The organism is Xenorhabdus sp. SGI 60 (genome assembly GCF_056632175.1).
In genome coordinates, this window is sequence record NZ_CP196860.1 from 785,912 (window position 1) to 805,116 (window position 19,205).

Consider the following 19,205-nt stretch of genomic DNA (forward strand, 5'->3'; position numbering starts at 1 on the left):
TTATAAAGGAGCGGCTATGTCATTTCAACTCACCACGAAAGTCGAGCATCGCGTTAGACTATATAAGACATCACACGTATCTTGAAGTTAGATTGGTATATCATATTAATTATTAAATTGAATATTCAATATGTTGATTCTTGTATCGCTATTAGGGTTGAAAATAAAGAGTAGACACAACTAATAACACCTTGAATACGAAATTTGGTTTCATTGGTTTTATTTTTACATGATTTTCGGTCGTGACATCAATTTATTGAATCATGTATAGTATGCCTATTTGGAGAACATTCAGATGGCAAAGATTGATGTGACCTGTCCCTCTTGTTGTGCAGTTAAAGGGATCCACCGTAATGGGCGCTCACGTTCTGGTCAGCAACGTTATCTTTGCCAATCCTGCCGTCACTCCTGGCAACTCGAATTCACTTATGCCGCTTGTCGTCCCGGTACACATAAACAAATCGTCGATATGGCCATGAATGGCATGGGATGTCGGGCGACAGCACGAGTGATGGGAATTGGCCTGAATACCGTTCTTCGCCATTTAAAAAGCTCAAACCCAAATCGGTAACCGAAACCATTGCTCCTGGCACTGAAGTGATTGTCTGCTGTGAAATGGATGAGCAGTGGTCGTACGTGAAGTCAAAGAATCAGCCCCGCTGGCTCTTTTATGCCTACGACAGGATAAGACGAAAAGTGATCGCCCATGTTTTTGGCCCGAGAACAAAGAGGACCTTGGGGCGTCTGATGGCTTTGCTGGCGCCTTTTAACATAGTGGTCTATATGACAGATGGTTGGAGAAGTTATGAAAAAATACTGGCCGGTAAACTGCATGTGGTCAGCAAGCGTTATACACAACGCATAGAGAGGCATAACCTGAATCTTCGTCAGCATTTGGCAAGACTGACTCGCAAGACCTTATCTTTTTCAAAATCCATAGAAATGCATGACAGAGTCATTGGGTATTATTTGAACATTCGTCACTATCAATAAATTGGAATCATGACCTGATTTTCTATTTATTGGTCACAAGATATTGAAATAGTTGACTCTGTTTGAGCCGGAAGAAATGTTCGACTTATGGTAAATTTCTATGACTAACCATTACAATAAAGCACTGGCGACAATCTCCTTTCCGGTTGTAAGGTTGATGTTGAAACGAAAGTAAATACCGATGATCTCACAGCGGTTGAGCATAAATTGGTTAAGGGTAATATCGATATTGAAGTGTCATCCTGTAATGACTATGAAGATTCACGTAAGGAATCAAAGAACCTCATCGAACTAAAACAGAAAGTCCCCACTATTTTTAAAAATGCCGAGTACGTGGAATGTTATCGCAAGAAATTTGATTCCTATGCGCATTTCACTATTCCTGTCGCAGTGCAGGGCGAGATCTCACATTTTTAGCAAGGTTATTGAGGTTAAATAAAGACCAGAATATGACTTTCTATAGCTATTTCTCCCATTAAAACGCTAAGATCACGCTATTCCATAAAAATAGCGATCATAACAATGAGTATTTTTTATTTTATCAGCAAGATAGATGACCCACGTTCTGACATCAATAAAAAACATGAATTGATGGATGTGATTTTTTTGGCTTTTGCAGCCGTGTTATGTGGTGCATCAGGTTGGAAATCGATTCAAGAATTTGGTGAGATACAAATCGAGTGGCTTAAAAAATATACGCGCTTTACTCATGGTATTCCTCGTCGTCACTGTATTGCCAATATTATCAAAATGATAGAACAAGATGCCCTGGTTGAAGCCTTTTATAGCTGGGTAAATCAGCGCCGGCTCAAAGCAGGAAAAAGCCTTATCGCTATTGATGGAAAAACGATGAAAGGGACGTGTAAAGGGACTCTGTTTGAAGCCCTGCATATAGTCAGTGCTTATGATGTGGACTCCGGTGTTGCCCTGTATCATCGGACAGCCGAAAGTAAAGGCAAAGAAGGTCCGGTTGCAAGACAACTGATTGAATTATTGGCGCTTGATGATGCGATCGTCACGATGGATGCGCTGCATTGCCAGAAAGAAACGCTTGAGTTAATTACTCAGCGGGGGGGCGACTTTATTGTTGCCGTTAAAGGTAATCAGAAAAGTCTGGCTGAGTTTGTTAAATCCCATTTTGCTGCGCATTATGAAAGTCATGAGCTTGTTGAATTTACAGAGAAAAGTAGAGGCCATGGGCGAGAAGAACTCCGTCACGTTATGCAAATTCCTGTGGCATTACCCGAAGGGCTTCAGGAAAAATGGCCTTCAATACAATCGGTTATAGAAGTAGTCAGTGAACGCAAAGTGAAAGGCCAAGCCCCCCATCGTGACTCACGCTGGTATGTCAGTTCATTGCCTTTAGATGCGGAACTGGCGGCCACAGCAATAAGAAGACACTGGTCGGTGGAAAATGAACTGCATTGGGTTTTGGATGTCACCTTTAGGGAAGATGCTATTTCGCTTAAAGATCCTGATGGTGCGGCACAAATGGCGCTTTTTAATCGTATAGCACTCAATGTGATTAAACAAAATACCAGTATAAAAGATAGTCAAGTGGCTAAACGTCGAAGAGCAACGTGGTCAGCAGAATTCCGTAGTCAGCTTATCTTTGATTGAATTAAATACAAAGTGGAATCCCGCCCTGTGTCGCAGTGGGGGTATTGCCAGAAGATGGTCAACTGGGTGATGAGGCGGATGTTTTTATTCTTTCCCACCAAAAGGCTTATGCAGGTGCGGTGATCCCAAAAGATGTGCTTAATAAAGTCAAAAAGGCACAAAAAGATATGATGGGTAAACTGGATATCAGAATGAGCATTATTCTGGAAAGAGGAACAAAACCTGTGCCAACCTTGGTTAGTCTGGGTACTTATATGACCAGTACGAAAAATAAAGATTACCCGCTTGTGGCAAATGGGATCAATCTGGCTAAGGAAATGAAATTTAGACTATCGGATGTTTCCAACTCATCTTTGTCTAATGGTGATTTTGTTCCTTTTCTTGTTACACCTGACTATTTCGATTTTTTACAAACAGATAAAAAATAGTGTGTTCTTGTCTTGATCCAAGACGACATTTACCTTAATCACAAGGCCGTAGTAATACGGCTTTTTCATTTGCCCAGCGAAGCTGGTAAACCTGTCAGACCGCAAGGTTTTGAATCGCTCCGATTGAGGGAAAGATCATCCGGATGGCAAGAGTGTTCCGGCCAACGTCAGGGGTTGAAGGGTAATCCTCCCATTTTCCATGGAGGTCAAAAGTAGAATTTAAGCGGCCCGTAATAAATGTTGTGTCGGTGTATACCCTCCTAATGCCATATTGGGTCTTTCATTATTATAAAACCACAACCATTTTGTCGCCGAATCTTGTCATTCACTCAAAGAAGCAAATAAATATTGGCCCAACCAGTCATAGCGTACTGTTCGATTATAACGTTCAACATAAGCATTCTGTTGCGGTTTTCCGGGTTGGATAAAATTCAGCTGGATTTGATGTTGCTTCGCCCAGGCTTGAAATTCAGCGCTGGTATATTCGGGACCGTTATCACAACGAATTGAAACCGGCTTGCCTCACCATTCTATCAGCTGTTCCAACGTGCGTATTACACGACAGCTTGGTAATGAAAAATCCACCTCCATCGCCAAGGCTTCACGATTAAAGTCATCAATGATGTTGAGCAAACGTACCGAACGCCCATCTGACAGCTGGTCGTACATAAAGTCCATAGACCAACTATCATTAGGCCTATCAGGGACTTTTAACGATTCAGGCTGTTCACGCTTTAAGCGCTTTTTAGGTTTTATGCGTTTATTCAGAGCCAATTCACAATAAATTCGATAAACCCGTTTATGATTCCAATAAAATCCTTTTACATTGCGTAAATACAGGTAGCAAAGCCCAAATCCCCAATGACGCTGTTGTTCTGTGAGCATGAGCAACCAATCCGCAATGAGCCGATTTTCTGAAGATAATCGGGGCCTAGCGTGATAGCTGCTTTCACTGACCCTAAAATCTGACAGGCCTGGCGAATGCTAATGGATTTCTGCTCAACCGCGTCTTTTGCCATCTGCCGACGTTGAGCGGGCTTTACCACTTTTTTGTCATGGCTTCCTGAATAATCTCAGCCTTTAACCGCTCTTCAGCATACATCTTCTTAAGGCGTCGGTTTTCTTCTTCCAGTTCTTTCAAACGGGTCATCAAAGAGGCATCCATTCCGCCGTATTTAGCCCGCCATTTGTAAAAACTGGCACTGCTTATGCCGTGTTCACGGCACAGTCCTGGTACAGGTGTACCTGCTTCAGCCTGTTTTAGAATGGCTAAGATTTGGCTGTCAGTAAAACGCGATTTTTTCATAAGATTTCAATCTCCTCTGATACTTTAAGCGTATGAGAAAATTCTACTTATGGACACTCTGGTATTTAGGGGGGATTACCATTGGATTAACATAAAAGCTGACGATAAAGAGTTCAAAGGATATGGAGGACCACAGAACTTAAACACTGTATTAGAATATGCTATGAAATGGATTAACCCATTTACAATAAAATAAGATCAAGCCGGAAAGATCCCCGTGATCTTCCGGCCCTCTCCTTTTTTTAGAGCGGCTCAGTCCCTGCCCTTAGTTGCTGTTGTAGTTGCCAAGCAGTTCCCGCATTCTGAGCTTAATCTCACTGAGCTGGTCTTGCTGGCGCTGGTACTGTTCCTTGACGCTGCGGTGTCGTCACTGTCAGGGATGAGCACCAGACAGCCGTCCATAATTTTAACGGTCAGTGTGCCGCCAATATCGAATCCAGCCTGTTTAAGACATCTTCCCGCTAAATTTATCGCGGGTCCCTGCCAAAAACCGCGCCAGAGCGGAACACCGTGCCCCGTCCGGCTAAAAGCGCTTCTTCTTTAGCTGCCATACGTTGTTCAGGCCAACCCCCCTGTAGGTAGGTCGGGCTGCGGCCTCCGTGTTTACCTCCTCCGTCCCAACCTCGCAGTCGCTGTGCTCCTTGCTCGTTCCCGTGAAAAACCGCACAAAAACAGGCTATTCAGTTAATAACAAGGGAAAAGGGGCGCTATACTGCATAACGGCTGACAGCGGAAGCAGGGCAAAAGTGCACCGGGCAAACAGGTTAAAAGGTGCCTATCGGCGTTTTAGGTTCGCGGGGTTGGGTGGAACAGGTAAAAACGGTTCTTTAACAATCTGATAGTCAAGGAAAAATCACTTAAAACAGTATGACCGCACCGGAATCATCCCTAAGATCCGCTAGGGATGCTGGAGCTTTTGAAAGCTATACAGGTACACTTGTTCGTTTTGGCTTAAATCTTGGTACAACAAAAGTTCTGGAACAGATTGGAGTGAGAGACACGTCCAAAATCACGATGAAGGAATATCCTGATATGCCAGTAATTAGCAAAGGATGGAGTAAATATAATGCTTATTTTAAAGCAGAAGATGAACAAATAAATGTAGGACTTGGTAAAGGTAAAGCTCTATACCAATCGCCTTTCAAGATGCGTCTTATATCTCCCCACGAAGCGGGGAGATATAAACAATCACATTGATTTGCAAGCTGCAACTTGAAGTTGGATTGATATAGATGTATTTAATGAAAATATATATAACTTTTCATAATCATGAGAGTTTCATATTTCCTATTCCTTTCCATGTGGTTGCTGAAGCGGCATTCAAAAAAATCTTAACTTTTTTGATTAGCTGCCACATATATTGGCAATAATGATTTCGTGTCACCGTTTCATGCAATGATTGCCATAACCATTCTATTTTATTCAACCATGGAGAGTAAATAGGAAGAAATAACAGTGTTACTGTCGGATTTAGCTCCAACCAGGCTTTGACTTGTTTGCTGGTATGAATGCTGTAATTATCTAAAATGACGGTTAGCGTTTTTGCATGATGGTAATGGTGCTTTAATTTCTCTAACATTTTGATAAATAATTGAGAGTTCTTTCTATTATAACCCGTATAGACAATTTCTCTGGTTTGAATATTAAAACAACCAGCAAAGTAGTATTTTTGATTTTTTCCCGGTGTAATGAGCCTTTTTTGCTGCCCTTTGAAATACCAGTCTGAACCTATTTTGGGATTGAAATTAATATCCACTTCATCCTCATAAAAGACGGGATTTTCTTCTGATGCCTGTGATAATGCCTGATTAATACGTGCCATTTTCTCCTCATAGTTAGGGTCTGGTTTATGTACGGTAGGGGCTACCCGTCGCCAAACGATTTTATTTTTATGGAGAAATCGATAAAGTGTACTGATTGAAAATTTCATGTTTATTATTTTGTTGATCTGAATAATAAAAAGCTCCAGACTCCAGCGAGAACGGACATAATCGAGCTGTTGTGGCGAAATTTCCAGTAAATGAAGAATAAAAGGTAAAAGTGGGGCCAGATCCCATTGGCGATGGCGGCCCGCTGGCTTACTTTTCAATCCTATCCAACCATATGTTCTAAAACGCTTAATCCAACGCCATACAGAAGATTGAGCGATACAAAATTCTTTAGCTACGACAGAAACTGATTCACCTCGGTAAAGTGCAAGCACGGCCATAACCCGGATAGCATAGGCTTTATCTTGCGTTTTTTGGGCAATTTTTTTCATCAAACGGCGTTCAATACGGAAAGTTGGTGGTAAGATAAGCATGACTCAGTCCTCTCTTTTGCTTTTTTGTTTGTGGAAAATCAAAATTCGCAAAAATTGGACTGAGTTTCTTCGACACTCCTACCATTTTGAAAAGTTATTTATCAAAATTTGAAAGAATAAAAGATATAAAAAAGGTTGATTAATATGCAGAGTAAAAAAATAGAACTCATAGATTCATTTATGGGAAAAGAGATCGACAAAGAAACTCTTGTCCAACGGTATATCGTTTTTTTTTGGAAAAATAAATATTTGCCATGATATTGAATTATCAATGATAAAAAAAGATGCTAATGCTATTGATAGTTTTCTATATTTGGCTGCAATCGTAGGGTATGAATATAAATGCATTTACATATTGAACGAATTAATATTAGCACAGTGGCATTATAAACACGAAGATTTAGCAAGGCTATTGCAGAAATATAAAAAACCTTCTAGTGTTGATGCGTTATATAAGGTAGCAACATTTGAATTGGAATATCTATATTTTGATGACAGTTATGCTTTAGCTGTAAAATGCATTTGGGGATTGGGTGATATAGGTACACCTGAAGCGCTGGAAAAGTTAAAAATACTTTCAACATCAGATAATGAAATAATTAAATAAAATGCACTTAATCAATTGAAAAGATATTTAAAATAATCGGTGAGATAGTCAAAATAATAGCCGTAAAGGTTTCCATGATCTTCCGACTTTGTTATATCCACCTTAACATATCACCTTGACATAGCATAATAAATGACAATTAGGTAGCAAAAAATGACCATATTTACATATAAAAACAACCCAATAAAAGCATTTTACACTCCACAATCAGTTAGAGTATATCAGGCGTATTCTACTATCATTGCTAACAGCGCCGTTAAAAATAACACGTTCGTTTCTCCACCTTTTAGTATGACGCGCATGACATGGATTAAACCCTCATTCTTATGGATGATGTATCGTTCTGGCTGGGGAATGAAAGACCGTGGTCAGGAACGTATTTTGGCTATTGATATCACGCATGATGGATTTAGAGAAATTCTTCAACAAGGCGTTATTAGTCATTATGACCCTGATTTGTTTAATTCTCAGGAAGAATGGAAAAAAGAAGTTCAACAAAGTGATGTGGTTATTCAATGGGACCCTGAACGAGACATTCATTTAAATAAGTTAGAACAGAGAACCATACAGATTGGTCTGCGTAATCAGGCTGTGGAACATTATGTCAACCAATGGATTATCAACATCGAGGATATAACGAGTAAAGCACATCGTATTCATGAGTTGGTAAAAATGAATAAACTGGATATGGCTTACGATTTGTTACCAGAAGAAAGAATTTATTTGGGATAATTCAGCATCTCATTTCAATAATCCAAAGGGAATAACATGACAACAGGATATCACCCCAGTAACCGTTCACCTTGAATAATTTAAAATATAAATAGGTTTTCATAATACTGAGAGTATCAGATGTTGGGGTTCCTTACCCCGCGCGGCGCGCAGGGTAAGGAATACTCCTATTATTTTGAAACGCTATTTATTCAGGGTGAAAAAAGAGAATTGATTATACCAATCGCCTTTTAAGATGCGTCTTATATCTCCTCGCGCAGCGAGGAGATATAAACAATCACATTGATTTGCAAGCCGGAATGATCTCCATTATCTTCCAGCTTTTGGTTTTCGATAAATCAACCCGTGCCAGTGGTAACTGAATTCACCACTGGCCGACTTTTTTGCTTATAAATTCACTCTACTTATAAGCGACCGTGGCAATGCTTATATTTTTTGCCAGAACCACATGGGCAAGGATCATTGCGTCCAACTTTACGCTCTCCCGTTGCCATTTGAGCTTCGGCCTTTGACATCAACGCACCCTGTTCGACTTCATGGCTCAAATGTTGTTGTTTTGCCAAACGTTCAGCTTCTTCACGACGCTGCTGTTCAAGCGCCTCTACTTCTTCCGGCATTCTAACCTGGACCTTGCTCAAGGTACTGATCACTTCATATTTCAGTGATTCCAGCATATTGGCAAACATGGCAAAAGATTCGCGTTTATACTCCTGTTTTGGATCCTTCTGGGCGTAACCACGCAAGTGAATGCCTTGGCGGAGGTAATCCATCGCCGCCAAATGCTCTTTCCACAATGTGTCCAGAGTTTGCAACATGATGCCTTTTTCAAAGTTACGCATCATTTCTGCACCGACAATTTCTTCTTTTTGCTTATAAATTTCGATCGCTTTTTCAAGAATACGTTCACGCAATGTTTCTTCGTGCAATTCAGGCTCTTTGTCCAACCACTCTTTGATTGGCAGATTCAAATCGAAATCGTTGATTAAACGTTCTTGCAATCCTTCAATATCCCACATTTCTTCCAGTGATTGCGGTGGAATATGAGCATCAATGGTTACCTTGAAGACATCTTCGCGGATGCTGGTGATGGTTTCGCTGACATCACTCACATCAAGCAAATCGTTACGTTGAGCATAAATAGCCCGGCGCTGATCGTTCGCAACATCATCATATTCCAGCAACTGTTTACGAATATCAAAGTTACGGCTCTCAACTTTACGTTGAGCATTCGCAATCGCTTTCGTTACCCATGGGTGTTCAATGGCTTCCCCTGGCTGCATGCCCAGTTTACGCATCATGCCGGTCACACGATCGGAAGCAAAAATGCGCATTAAGGAATCTTCCATTGAGAGGTAGAAACGTGAAGAACCCGCATCACCCTGACGGCCCGCACGACCACGTAACTGGTTATCTATACGGCGTGATTCATGACGCTCCGTACCAATAATATGTAAGCCACCCGCAGCCAATACTGCATCATGGCGTTCTTGCCATTCTGCCTTGATTTTCTCGATTTGTGCTTCGGTTGGCTCTTCCAATTTAGCGATTTCCGCCTGCCAACTGCCCCCCAACATGATGTCTGTACCACGTCCTGCCATGTTGGTTGCAATAGTCACTGTACCAGCTTGACCAGCCTGCGCGATGATGTCGGCTTCCAATGCGTGAAATTTTGCGTTCAGAACGTTATGTGTAATACCCGCTTTCGTTAATGCGTTAGCCACAAGTTCCGATTTCTCAATCGAGATTGTCCCCACCAAAACAGGCTGGCCAAGGTGTGTCCGCTCTTTGATGTCTTCAATGATTGCCTCAATTTTTTCCTCTTCTGTCATATAGACCAGATCCGGTAAATCCTGACGGATCATTGGGCGGTTGGTTGGAATAACAATGGTATCTAATTTATAAATGGAGCTGAATTCAAAAGCTTCCGTGTCGGCTGTGCCTGTCATCCCTGCCAGTTTTTCGTATATACGGAAATAGTTCTGGAATGTGATTGAAGCCAGCGTCTGATTTTCATTCTGAATATCAACACCTTCTTTCGCTTCCACAGCCTGGTGCAAGCCATCAGACCAACGACGTCCTTGCATGGTACGCCCGGTATGTTCATCAACGATGATAACTTCACCCTCTTTGACGATATAATCAACATCGCGGGTAAACAGGACGTGAGCGCGCAGAGCGGCTGTTACATGGTGCATCAGCATAATATTGGTCGGTGAATACAAGGATTCGCCTTCATCCATCAATTTGGCATCCACCAATAACTCTTCAATCAATACCAGGCCACGCTCTGTCAGGTTGACTTGACGTGTTTTTTCATCAACAGAGAAATGACCTTCACCCTGGAAGGTATCTGAATCTTCTTTTTCCTGACGAATCAGTTTCGGGATCAGCTTGTCTACTTTGATATAAAGCTCAGAACTGTCTTCCGCCGGTCCTGAAATAATCAGTGGCGTACGGGCTTCGTCGATCAGAATCGAGTCAACTTCATCCACCAACGCATAGTGCAATTTGCGTTGGACTCGCTCTTCTGGGCTAAATGCCATATTGTCGCGCAAATAGTCAAAACCAAACTCATTGTTAGTACCGTAAGTGATATCCGCAGCATAAGCTTCACGTTTTGCCGGTGATGGCATACCCGGTAAGTTAATACCGACACTTAAGCCAAGGAATTCAAACAGCGGGCGGTTATTTTCAGCATCGCGCTGTGCCAGGTAATCGTTCACGGTAACAATGTGAACACCTTTGCCACTTAGGGCATTAAGATAAGCCGGTAATGTTGCAGTCAGTGTTTTACCTTCACCTGTACGCATTTCTGCTATGCAGCGTTCATTCAAGACCATCCCGCCCAATAACTGCGCATCAAAGTGGCGCATACCAAATACACGTTTACTGGCTTCACGCACAGTAGCAAACGCTTCTGGCAGAATTTTATCCAGTGATTCTCTCTCGTTAAAACGGGCACGAAATTGTTCTGTTTTCGCTTTCAACTCTTCATCAGAGAGTTTTTCAAAGTCCGGTTCCATACGGTTGATCTCATCAACCACTTTGCGCAAACGGCGCAAGGTACGGTCATTGCGGCTACCAAAAATTTTTGTCAGTAATTTAGTCAGCATAATTAGCACATCTCAGATAGGGCTATTGTTGTAGCCAATCAATCATTCCTTAAAAATTGTCTTATTAAACTTAAAGTTAAATAAGACGGCAGTATTAAAGTAAAAATAGATGATTGGGCGTTGGCCCTGCCCTAATTCCCTGAACTTTAGCGATCCAGAGAGCTGGAGTATGGGTATCAGGAAGCACAGCATCAACCATCGCAACATCTGAGATAATTTCTTCAAATGGCGTTGATGCTTGTGTCAGCATGGCATGCAACGTATCCAGCATAAGTCGTTGCATGGAGGGAGAAGAAATCCGGAACTTTCTTTTGCGCCTTCGTACTTGATTGGCTCTGCAACCGAAAAAGCAAAAGAAAGTTGACGGATCACATTACGAACGGCATGTTGCTGCCAATAATTTAAATAATTAGCGGGTTGGCGCTGGACACTTTTTAATTGGAGTAAGTGTAATTTAAATAAGTGCTCAAAAGAGGAAAATGCCTGGTGACGGCTTCCTTGGGCAGAAGAAGTATTTGTATGATGTAGGCTTTCTGCCACTCCAGCGAAAACAGTAGGAACACCAATTCCTGTAGCAACCATGCCCAGTAAAAGGTGAGACCAAAAATAACGCCTACCAAATTGTCGCCAAAGATTTAAAATACTCATTAATCCTTCATTAATAAATACTGGAACTGCCCCTATTATGCGAGATAGCCGCCCACAATCACTGGATAAGCTGTTTGAAGACGCGGCAACTGTCGGAAAAAGCCCACTTCAAATCATCCAACAACATGCCATCGCATTACTGAAACTCAACCGTGCCGTTCTCAGTTTGCTTCCTGCACAATTGCACCCGTGGTGCAGGGTCGCTAATTATCGCAAACAAATTCTGGTCCTGGAAGCAGGAAATGCCAGTTGGATGACCCGGCTGCGCTATGAAATTCCTGTTTTGCTCTCTACATTGAGAAGCGAAATTCTACCATCTTTATCCTCAATCGACATCAGGATTAACCCATCATTAATGGTTAAGTGTGATAATAATGAACAAAGATTCTCAAAATTATCAACCAAAGCATCCAGTAATGATAATCAGGAATTACCAAAGCGCCAGCTCACTCATGAAAGTGCAAAAACATTAATGATGTTGGCTGAAAATAGCCCTGAAAAATTGAAAAAGAGGCTAGAGCGGTTGGCTGCGCTGGCCGGAGAGAGTACCAGTACAGCCAAAAAGAAGCGTTAACGCTGAATAAAAAACATCAGAGAAAGAAGCGTGACAGATAACATAACCCATTGGTGCATCATAGGAATGTTCTCAACATTCTTTATCAATACACATGTCAGCCATTATGCCAACACCAGTGATGGTGCGCGGAAAGCCAATGGCATTTCAGCTTCATCTTCAAATGTGACAAATTCCCACGCGCTTTCCTGTGCTAAAACAGTTTGCAGTAACTTGTTGTTTAGTGCATGGCCTGATTTAAACGCAGTAAAGGCACCAATGATATTATACCCACACATGAATAGATCACCGATGGCGTCCAACATTTTATGGCGGACGAATTCATCTTTAAAACGCAAACCATCTTCATTGAGTACGCGGTAGTCATCAACGACAATCGCACAATCAAAGCTGCCACCGAGGCACAAGCCTTTAGATTGCAAATACTCAATATCACGCATAAACCCGAAAGTACGCGCACGACTAATCTGGCGAACAAATGAATCCGCAGAGAACTCCAGGCCATAGCGCTGGGTACTCGCATCAATCGCCGGATGATTAAAATCGATGGTAAAATCCAGACTGAAACCATGATAAGGTGCCAATTCAGCCCATTTATCACCGTCTTCCACACGGACGCTTTCTTTCATTCGCACGAATTTCTTTGCGACATTCAGCTCTTCAATACCCGCATCCAATAATAGGAAAACAAACGGGCTAGCGCTGCCATCCATAATCGGGATCTCAGGTGCATCGACTTCAATAACAATATTATCGATCCCTAAACCTGCCAACGCTGCATTCAAATGTTCAACTGTTGAAATACGCACATTATGCTCATTCACCAGACAAGTACAGAGCATAGTATCACGCACAGATTTGGCATCTGCCGGAAAATCAACCGGAGGATTCAAGTCAGTACGACGATAGATGACCCCGGTATTAGCCGGCGCTGGGCGCATTGTCAGCGTGACTTTTTTACCGGTGTGCAAACCGACGCCGGTCGCTTGAACAATACGTTTTAGTGTCCTTTGTTTGATCATCGTTTATATCTCGCAATGTTACTTATCCCGCCAATCACTATAATGTATGACTGGCAGGATAGTTTAACACAAAAAGCGGAGAAGCCAATTTTTTAGCAATTAATCAGCCTGCTTACGCAAAAATGCAGGAATGTCCAGATAATCAGGCTCTTTGCTCGTATGTGCGTTTTGGTCATTCACGACTTTTGCTACCGTTTTGTTCTCATCAGACAATGAAGAGATTCCGCCAGATATCTGCTGGTAACGGCGCTCCATCGGATTTGTCTGAGGAGCTTTGTTATTGGTCACCAAGGTGATTTCTGGACGTTTGTCCATGCCAATGCCTGTTGCCACAACGGTTACACGCAGCTCATCATTCATATCTGGATCCAGTGATGTACCGATAACCACCGTTGCATTATCAGAAGCAAATGCACGGATTGTGTTACCCACTGTTTCAAACTCATCCAAACGCAGGTCAAAGCCCGCTGTGATGTTAACCAAAACGCCACGGGCGCCAGAAAGATCAATATCTTCCAGCAATGGGCTGGAGATAGCCATCTCTGCGGCTTCTTCCGCACGATCTTCACCTTGTGCGATACCTGAACCCATCATGGCATAACCCATTTCCGACATCACGGTACGAACGTCAGCGAAGTCAACGTTCATCAGACCTGGGCGAGTAATCAGTTCGGCAATCCCCTGAACCGCGCCTTTCAGAACATCATTGGCTGCACCGAATGCATCCAACAAGGAAATACCTCGTCCCAGGACTTTCAATAATTTGTCATTTGGAATAGTGATCAATGAGTCCACATGCTTGGACAGTTCAGTGATCCCTTGTTCCGCGAAGGCCATCCGTTTTTTGCCTTCGAAATTAAATGGTTTAGTGACAACGGCAACGGTCAAAATGCCAAGCTCTTTGGCAATTTCGGCTACAACAGGTGCAGCCCCCGTTCCCGTGCCACCTCCCATACCAGCGGCAATAAACACCATGTCTGCACCTTCCAGTGCTGTACGCAGTGATTCGCGGTCTTCTTCCGCAGCTGTACGACCAACTTCCGGGTTCGCACCAGCGCCTAATCCTTTTGTAATGCCGTTGCCAATCTGGATAGTCTGACCAACAGCTGTCTTACGCAGTGCCTGAGCGTCCGTGTTAACAGCAAAGAAGTCTACACCTTCAATGCGCTCACGCACCATGTGCTCCACAGCATTACCGCCGCCGCCGCCGACGCCGATGACTTTAATCACCGCGTCGTTGGTTAATTCCAGTGGTTCAAACATAATTTCTCTCCGTTTTGTGCCTTTATAACGAGGCCAGCGACTTTGTCATGGCCTCTGTATAAAAAATCAAAATTCTTTTTTCAGCCAGTTGCTAACTTTCTTAAACCAGCCACTCACTGACGTTCTTTTATCGGCATCGGAATCTCCGCCAAGGTGGGATTCTTTGCCATAATGCAGAAGTCCAACCGCTGTTGAGTAGCAAGACTCCTGCACATAATCTGTCAATCCAGTGATGTTCAGAGGGCGGCCAATGCGAACCTGGGTATGAAATACCCGTTGAGCACATTCGGCCAGACCATCAATTTGGGCGCCTCCCCCGGTCAGGACAATCCCTGCCGCCAGGTGGTGTTTCACTCCCTGCTGCCGTAATTGTTCCTGCAATCGCAATATTTCATCATTGACTAAATTCAGCAGTTCGGTATAACGGGGTTCGATAACTTCAGCCAGTGTTTGACGTTGCAAGCTACGAGGAGGGCGTCCTCCCACACTTGGAACTTCTACACTCTCATCCTTACTTACTATCGAACCCAATGCGCAGCCATGACGAACCTTGATGGTTTCAGCATCACTTGGAGGAGTACCAAACGCATAAGCGATATCACTGGTCACCACATTGCCTGCATAAGGAATCACCTTGGTATGACGCAATGCACCGCCAGTATATACAGCGATATCCATCGTCCCACCGCCGATATCAACGACACAGACGCCCAATTCACGTTCATCTTCTGTTAACACAGCATAACTTGCTGCCAATCCTGCAAAAATAAGTTGATCAACTTTCAATCCACAACGTTCAACAGCTTTTACAATGTTTTTCGCCATGTCGTTATGGCAGGTAATCAAGTGGACTTTCGCCTGCATACGCACACCAGAGAGTCCAACCGGATTTTTGATCCCTTCCTGATAGTCAATCGCGTATTCCTGTGGGATCACATGCAAAATACGGTGTTCATCACGAACACGAACTGACTTAGCTGTATGGACAACACTGTCCACATCATCCTGTGTAACTTCTTCTTCTGAAACCGGCACCATGCCTATTTCGTTCTGGCAACTAATATGCTTGCCGGAAAGCGCCAGATAGATTGAAGATATCTGGCAATCCGCCATGAGTTCAGCCTGATCAATGGCACGCTGTACGCACTTGACAACCGACTCAAGATCGTTGACACCGCCTTTGTCCATGCCGCGGGATGGGCAACTTCCTACTCCGATAATATTAACCATACCATCGGGCAGAATTTCACCAACCAGGGCAGATACCTTTGCTGTACCGATTTCAAGGCCAACTACTAATTTTCTGTCCGTTGATTTGATCATCGTTATTCTGCCTGTCTCTGTATTATTACCAGTCACTGTTTGTTTTCTTGCCTGTTCATTGAAACCGGCGTATCAGTTAATAAAGGAGCCCAACCTACCGCAGCACCACTGTCATAACGTAGGTCAACATAAGCCACACGTTTTTCAGTGTTTCTCAACAACACAGGATAAAGTTCAACAAAACGTTTCATTCGTTCCATTTTATCTCGATTTCCTAGCTCTAAACGGATATCGTTATCCAATATCAGTTGCCAGGAATTACGCGCTGTCATGATCACTGCTTTCAGTTTCATCTGGTGTTTTTCAAGAAAAGTCGCCATTGTGTGGTATTCATTCAATGCGTCTTTTTCTTTGCCTTCTGGCCCATACAACATCGGATACTGGCCATTTGCATTGCGCTCTATAGGTAAGCTAAATACCCGGCCTTCGGCATCCAACAGTTGGGTATCATTCCAGCGCGCATAAGGTACGTATTCTACCAGATGTATTTTAAGTTCATCAGGCCATTGTTTCCGAACAGTGACCTGCCGAATCCATGGCAATTGTTCAATCTTTTCCTGAATGACGTTGACATCCTGGGTCATAAATGTCCCGGGAGATCCCAGGGATAAAATAGTCTGTCTTACGTCATCATTCGTGGTGTAATGGCGCTCACCAGTCAGTACCAGCTTTGAGAGTGGTAATCTGCTAGGATCTTTCATCCAGTCCAGTGTCATCCAGCCCCCCCATATGATAGTGCCTACTACCATCAAGAAGAAGGCAATCCCTGCCAGATAGTAACCATTACTAGGACGAGATCTCTGCGCTTCACCCTCCCGCTCCCGGCTATTCCGGGCTGCTTGCGACATATTAATCAGCCAACTCCAAAATTCTCGCTACGAGTTGAGAAAAACTCAATCCAGCCTGACGCGCAGCAATTGGCACCAGACTATGGCTGGTCATGCCAGGGGAAGTATTCGCTTCCAACAGGTAGAAGTTACCATTCCCATCATCCATGATATCGACTCGCCCCCAGCCACGACATCCCAGCGCCTTATAAGCCTTTGATGCGATATCTAACAGTTCTTGCTCTTTTTCCGCACTCAAGTCACTTGGACAAAAATATTGCGTTTGGTTGGAAATATATTTCGCATCGTAATCATAAAATGTATCTGGAGCCTGAATACGGATAGAAGGAAGAGCTTCATCCCCTAAAAATCCGACGGTATATTCAGGGCCAAACAGCCATTTTTCAACCAACACATCAGTATCGTATTTAAATGCCAGCGCCAATGCGCTACGCAATTCGGCATATTCACTCACCTTAGTCATCCCTACGCTGGAGCCTTCCAGATTCGGTTTAATCATTAATGGCAGACCTAATTCTTGAACATACTCTTTGAGTTGAAAATCATTAAGTTGTTCAAATTTTGGAGAATTAATGACGACATAAGGTGAAACAGGCAGTTTTGCTCCTTGCCAGAGTTGTTTTGTGCGCAATTTGTCCATTGACAAGGCTGATGCCATCACTCCGCTGCCGGTATAAGAAATTTGCAAAAACTCCAGCAAACCTTGCAAGGTGCCATCTTCACCACCGCGACCATGCAGTGCGATAAAGACTTTATTGAATCCTTCCTCTTTGAGTTTAGTCACATCAAAGTCTTTTGTATCAATTGAATAAGCATTAATGCCGGCTTCCTTCAGCCCTGCCACAACCGCGTGTCCTGATTGCAATGAAACTTCGCGTTCAGCAGAAGTTCCGCCCAGCAGAACAGCAACCTTATCAACCACGATGTACTCCCTCATAAAAAGATGGCTGCAATTTTGTTTCAGCCAAATTGCGCGCTATTTTACCGATGTTACCTGCACCCTGCACCAAGACTAAGTCGTTGTTTTCTATCGCCTGTGACAGAATAGCTGAAACTTGTTCAGGTTCTGATACAAAAATCGGGTCCAACTTGCCACGACTGCGGATAGTACGGCATAAAGAACGGCTATCCGCGCCTGGGATCGGCGTTTCACCGGCGGCATACACATCCAACATTAATAGAACATCTACCTGACTCAGAACATTGGCAAAATCATCATATAAATCACGAGTTCTTGTATAACGGTGTGGCTGGAATACCATGACAATACGCTTATCCCCCCAACCCGCTCGTGCCGCTTTAATCGTGGCATCAACTTCTGTTGGATGATGACCATAATCATCAACCAGCATCACGCTACCTTCTTTGCCATTGATATGTTTAAGAGGAAAATCCCCCAGAAAATCAAAGCGGCGTCCAGTTCCCTGAAACTCAGCCAGTGACGCCAGAATAGCGGTATCATCAATGCCTTCTTCTGTTGCCACTGCAACTGCCGCAGTTGCATTCAGCGCATTGTGTCGTCCGGGAGCATTTAAGACCACATGCAAATCCGGCAAGTCAGATCGGCTGATGGTGAAAAATCCCTGAGCCCCTTTTTGCTCATAATGAGTAATACGGACGTCTGCTTCCTCACTGAAACCGTAGGTCGTGATATAACGCCCAATTCGGGGAATCAGTTCTTTCACGACAGGATCGTCAATACACATAACCGCACGTCCATAAAATGGCAGGTTATGCAGGAAATTAACGAACGTTTGCTTTAGGTTTTCAAAATCACCCTGGTAGGTATCCATGTGGTCAGCTTCAATATTAGTGACAACCGCCATCATGGGTTGCAAATGCAAGAATGAAGCATCACTTTCATCTGCTTCTGCAATCAGATAGCGGCTGCTACCTAATCGAGCATGTGTGCCCGCAGCTTTGACTAACCCACCATTCACAAAGGTAGGATCAAGCCCCGCTTGCGCATAAATGCCAGCAATCATTGCCGTTGTAGTGGTTTTTCCATGGGTTCCCGCAATCGCGATACCGTGGCGATAACGCATAAGCTCTGCCAGCATTTCCGCACGGCGGATCACGGGGATTCTCGCTTCACGCGCCGCCACAATTTCGGGGTTTTCTGCCGAAATGGCCGTGGATGCCACTACGACACTGGCGTCCCGCACATTTTCTGGACGGTGATTAAAATAAATAGTTGCACCCAATGCGATCAGTTGTTGTGTGACAGGATTGGGGGCCAAATCAGACCCACTTATCTGATAACCTTCATTAGCCAACACCTCGGCGATACCCCCCATGCCAGCACCACCAATGCCAACAAAATGGATATGCCTGACTTTTCTCATTTCAGGCACTGAAGTTCTTAATTTCGCCAACTGTTGCGTATTCACGTTTTAATCTTCACTCGTTATGTTTACATCAACCGT

18 protein-coding genes and 2 pseudogenes are annotated in these 19,205 nt (G+C 43.5%); 8 read left to right on the plus strand and 12 right to left on the minus strand.

The features are described from left to right. Positions 1 to 295: 295 nt before the first annotated feature. The 4 genes and pseudogenes from ACSJJG_RS03610 (at position 296) to ACSJJG_RS03625 (ending at position 3,041) form a co-directional block, all read left to right on the plus strand. A protein-coding gene (locus ACSJJG_RS03610; protein ID WP_223281913.1) for an IS1 family transposase occupies positions 296 to 993 on the plus strand; the annotation gives its coding sequence in 2 pieces (ribosomal slippage) (positions 296 to 545 and positions 545 to 993; 699 coding nt in all). 138 nt (positions 994 to 1,131) lie between these two features. After that, positions 1,132 to 1,386: pseudogene (locus ACSJJG_RS03615) on the plus strand (DUF7424 family protein); the annotation flags it as partial. Positions 1,387 to 1,515: 129 nt separating this feature from the next. Next, positions 1,516 to 2,613: an ISAs1 family transposase gene (locus tag ACSJJG_RS03620; protein WP_189761399.1), complete on the plus strand. Its 1,098-nt coding sequence runs from the start codon at positions 1,516 to 1,518 to the stop codon at positions 2,611 to 2,613. Between the two features lie 35 nt (positions 2,614 to 2,648). Beyond that, positions 2,649 to 3,041, plus strand: a complete 393-nt coding sequence (locus ACSJJG_RS03625) for a DUF7424 family protein (RefSeq protein ID WP_481088519.1) — start codon at positions 2,649 to 2,651, stop codon at positions 3,039 to 3,041. A gap of 219 nt (positions 3,042 to 3,260) precedes the next feature. Here the strand turns inward: ACSJJG_RS03625 and ACSJJG_RS03630 are convergent. Together ACSJJG_RS03630 and ACSJJG_RS03635 are read right to left on the minus strand one after the other, a co-directional pair. Continuing rightward, positions 3,261 to 4,347 (minus strand): annotated as a pseudogene (locus ACSJJG_RS03630) (IS3 family transposase). A gap of 252 nt (positions 4,348 to 4,599) precedes the next feature. Next, the gene (locus ACSJJG_RS03635) at positions 4,600 to 4,818 is read right to left on the minus strand and encodes a SymE family type I addiction module toxin (RefSeq protein ID WP_481090368.1); all 219 of its coding nucleotides are present in this window, start codon (positions 4,816 to 4,818) and stop codon (positions 4,600 to 4,602) included. Positions 4,819 to 5,214: 396 nt separating this feature from the next. Between ACSJJG_RS03635 and ACSJJG_RS03640 the strand changes: the two genes are divergently transcribed. After that, positions 5,215 to 5,544, plus strand: a complete 330-nt coding sequence (locus ACSJJG_RS03640) for a hypothetical protein (RefSeq protein WP_189759380.1) — start codon at positions 5,215 to 5,217, stop codon at positions 5,542 to 5,544. Positions 5,545 to 5,614: 70 nt separating this feature from the next. Here the strand turns inward: ACSJJG_RS03640 and ACSJJG_RS03645 are convergent, their stop codons facing one another. Further along, positions 5,615 to 6,649, minus strand: coding sequence for an IS630 family transposase (locus tag ACSJJG_RS03645; protein ID WP_282885522.1), 1,035 nt, complete (start codon positions 6,647 to 6,649; stop codon positions 5,615 to 5,617). A gap of 271 nt (positions 6,650 to 6,920) precedes the next feature. Here ACSJJG_RS03645 and ACSJJG_RS03650 point away from each other — a divergent pair, with 271 nt between their 5' ends. Then, positions 6,921 to 7,256 (plus strand): HEAT repeat domain-containing protein, encoded by a 336-nt coding sequence (locus ACSJJG_RS03650; protein ID WP_189758514.1) that lies wholly within the window; start codon positions 6,921 to 6,923, stop codon positions 7,254 to 7,256. Between the two features lie 153 nt (positions 7,257 to 7,409). Next, a complete protein-coding gene (locus ACSJJG_RS03655) occupies positions 7,410 to 7,988 on the plus strand; it encodes a DUF4291 domain-containing protein (RefSeq protein ID WP_189758515.1) in 579 nt (192 codons plus the stop codon). A 404-nt stretch (positions 7,989 to 8,392) separates the two neighbouring features. Here the strand turns inward: ACSJJG_RS03655 and secA are convergent, their stop codons facing one another. From secA to secM, 3 genes are all read right to left on the minus strand, one after another. Beyond that, positions 8,393 to 11,101, minus strand: coding sequence for a preprotein translocase subunit SecA (secA, locus tag ACSJJG_RS03660; protein ID WP_481088520.1), 2,709 nt, complete (start codon positions 11,099 to 11,101; stop codon positions 8,393 to 8,395). 94 nt (positions 11,102 to 11,195) lie between these two features. After that, entirely contained in the window at positions 11,196 to 11,372 is a 177-nt protein-coding gene (locus ACSJJG_RS03665; RefSeq protein WP_481088521.1) for a hypothetical protein, read from the minus strand. Next, positions 11,345 to 11,749 carry a secA translation cis-regulator SecM gene (secM, locus tag ACSJJG_RS03670; protein WP_481088522.1) on the minus strand — a complete coding sequence of 135 codons (405 nt, stop codon included), beginning with the start codon at positions 11,747 to 11,749 and terminating at the stop codon, positions 11,345 to 11,347. Before secM ends, ACSJJG_RS03665 begins: the two co-directional genes overlap by 28 nt. A 37-nt stretch (positions 11,750 to 11,786) precedes the next feature. Between secM and ACSJJG_RS03675 the strand changes: the two genes are divergently transcribed. Further along, positions 11,787 to 12,323, plus strand: coding sequence for a DUF721 domain-containing protein (locus tag ACSJJG_RS03675; protein ID WP_481088523.1), 537 nt, complete (start codon positions 11,787 to 11,789; stop codon positions 12,321 to 12,323). Between the two features lie 104 nt (positions 12,324 to 12,427). Here the strand turns inward: ACSJJG_RS03675 and lpxC are convergent, their stop codons facing one another. The 6 genes from lpxC to murC form a co-directional block, all read right to left on the minus strand. Further along, a complete protein-coding gene (gene lpxC / locus ACSJJG_RS03680) occupies positions 12,428 to 13,345 on the minus strand; it encodes a UDP-3-O-acyl-N-acetylglucosamine deacetylase (protein ID WP_099131612.1) in 918 nt (305 codons plus the stop codon). Between the two features lie 99 nt (positions 13,346 to 13,444). Continuing rightward, on the minus strand, positions 13,445 to 14,608 hold the full coding sequence (ftsZ, locus tag ACSJJG_RS03685) for a cell division protein FtsZ (RefSeq protein ID WP_099131611.1): 1,164 nt from the start codon (positions 14,606 to 14,608) through the stop codon (positions 13,445 to 13,447). Positions 14,609 to 14,674: 66 nt separating this feature from the next. Next, positions 14,675 to 15,931 (minus strand): cell division protein FtsA, encoded by a 1,257-nt coding sequence (gene ftsA, locus ACSJJG_RS03690; protein ID WP_481088524.1) that lies wholly within the window; start codon positions 15,929 to 15,931, stop codon positions 14,675 to 14,677. A 32-nt stretch (positions 15,932 to 15,963) separates the two neighbouring features. After that, the gene (ftsQ, locus tag ACSJJG_RS03695; protein WP_481088525.1) at positions 15,964 to 16,779 is read right to left on the minus strand and encodes a cell division protein FtsQ; all 816 of its coding nucleotides are present in this window, start codon (positions 16,777 to 16,779) and stop codon (positions 15,964 to 15,966) included. A gap of 1 nt (position 16,780) precedes the next feature. Continuing rightward, positions 16,781 to 17,701, minus strand: coding sequence for a D-alanine--D-alanine ligase (locus ACSJJG_RS03700; protein WP_481088526.1), 921 nt, complete (start codon positions 17,699 to 17,701; stop codon positions 16,781 to 16,783). After that, positions 17,694 to 19,169, minus strand: a complete 1,476-nt coding sequence (gene murC / locus ACSJJG_RS03705) for a UDP-N-acetylmuramate--L-alanine ligase (RefSeq protein ID WP_481088527.1) — start codon at positions 19,167 to 19,169, stop codon at positions 17,694 to 17,696. Before murC ends, ACSJJG_RS03700 begins: the two co-directional genes overlap by 8 nt. Positions 19,170 to 19,205: the final 36 nt, after the last annotated feature.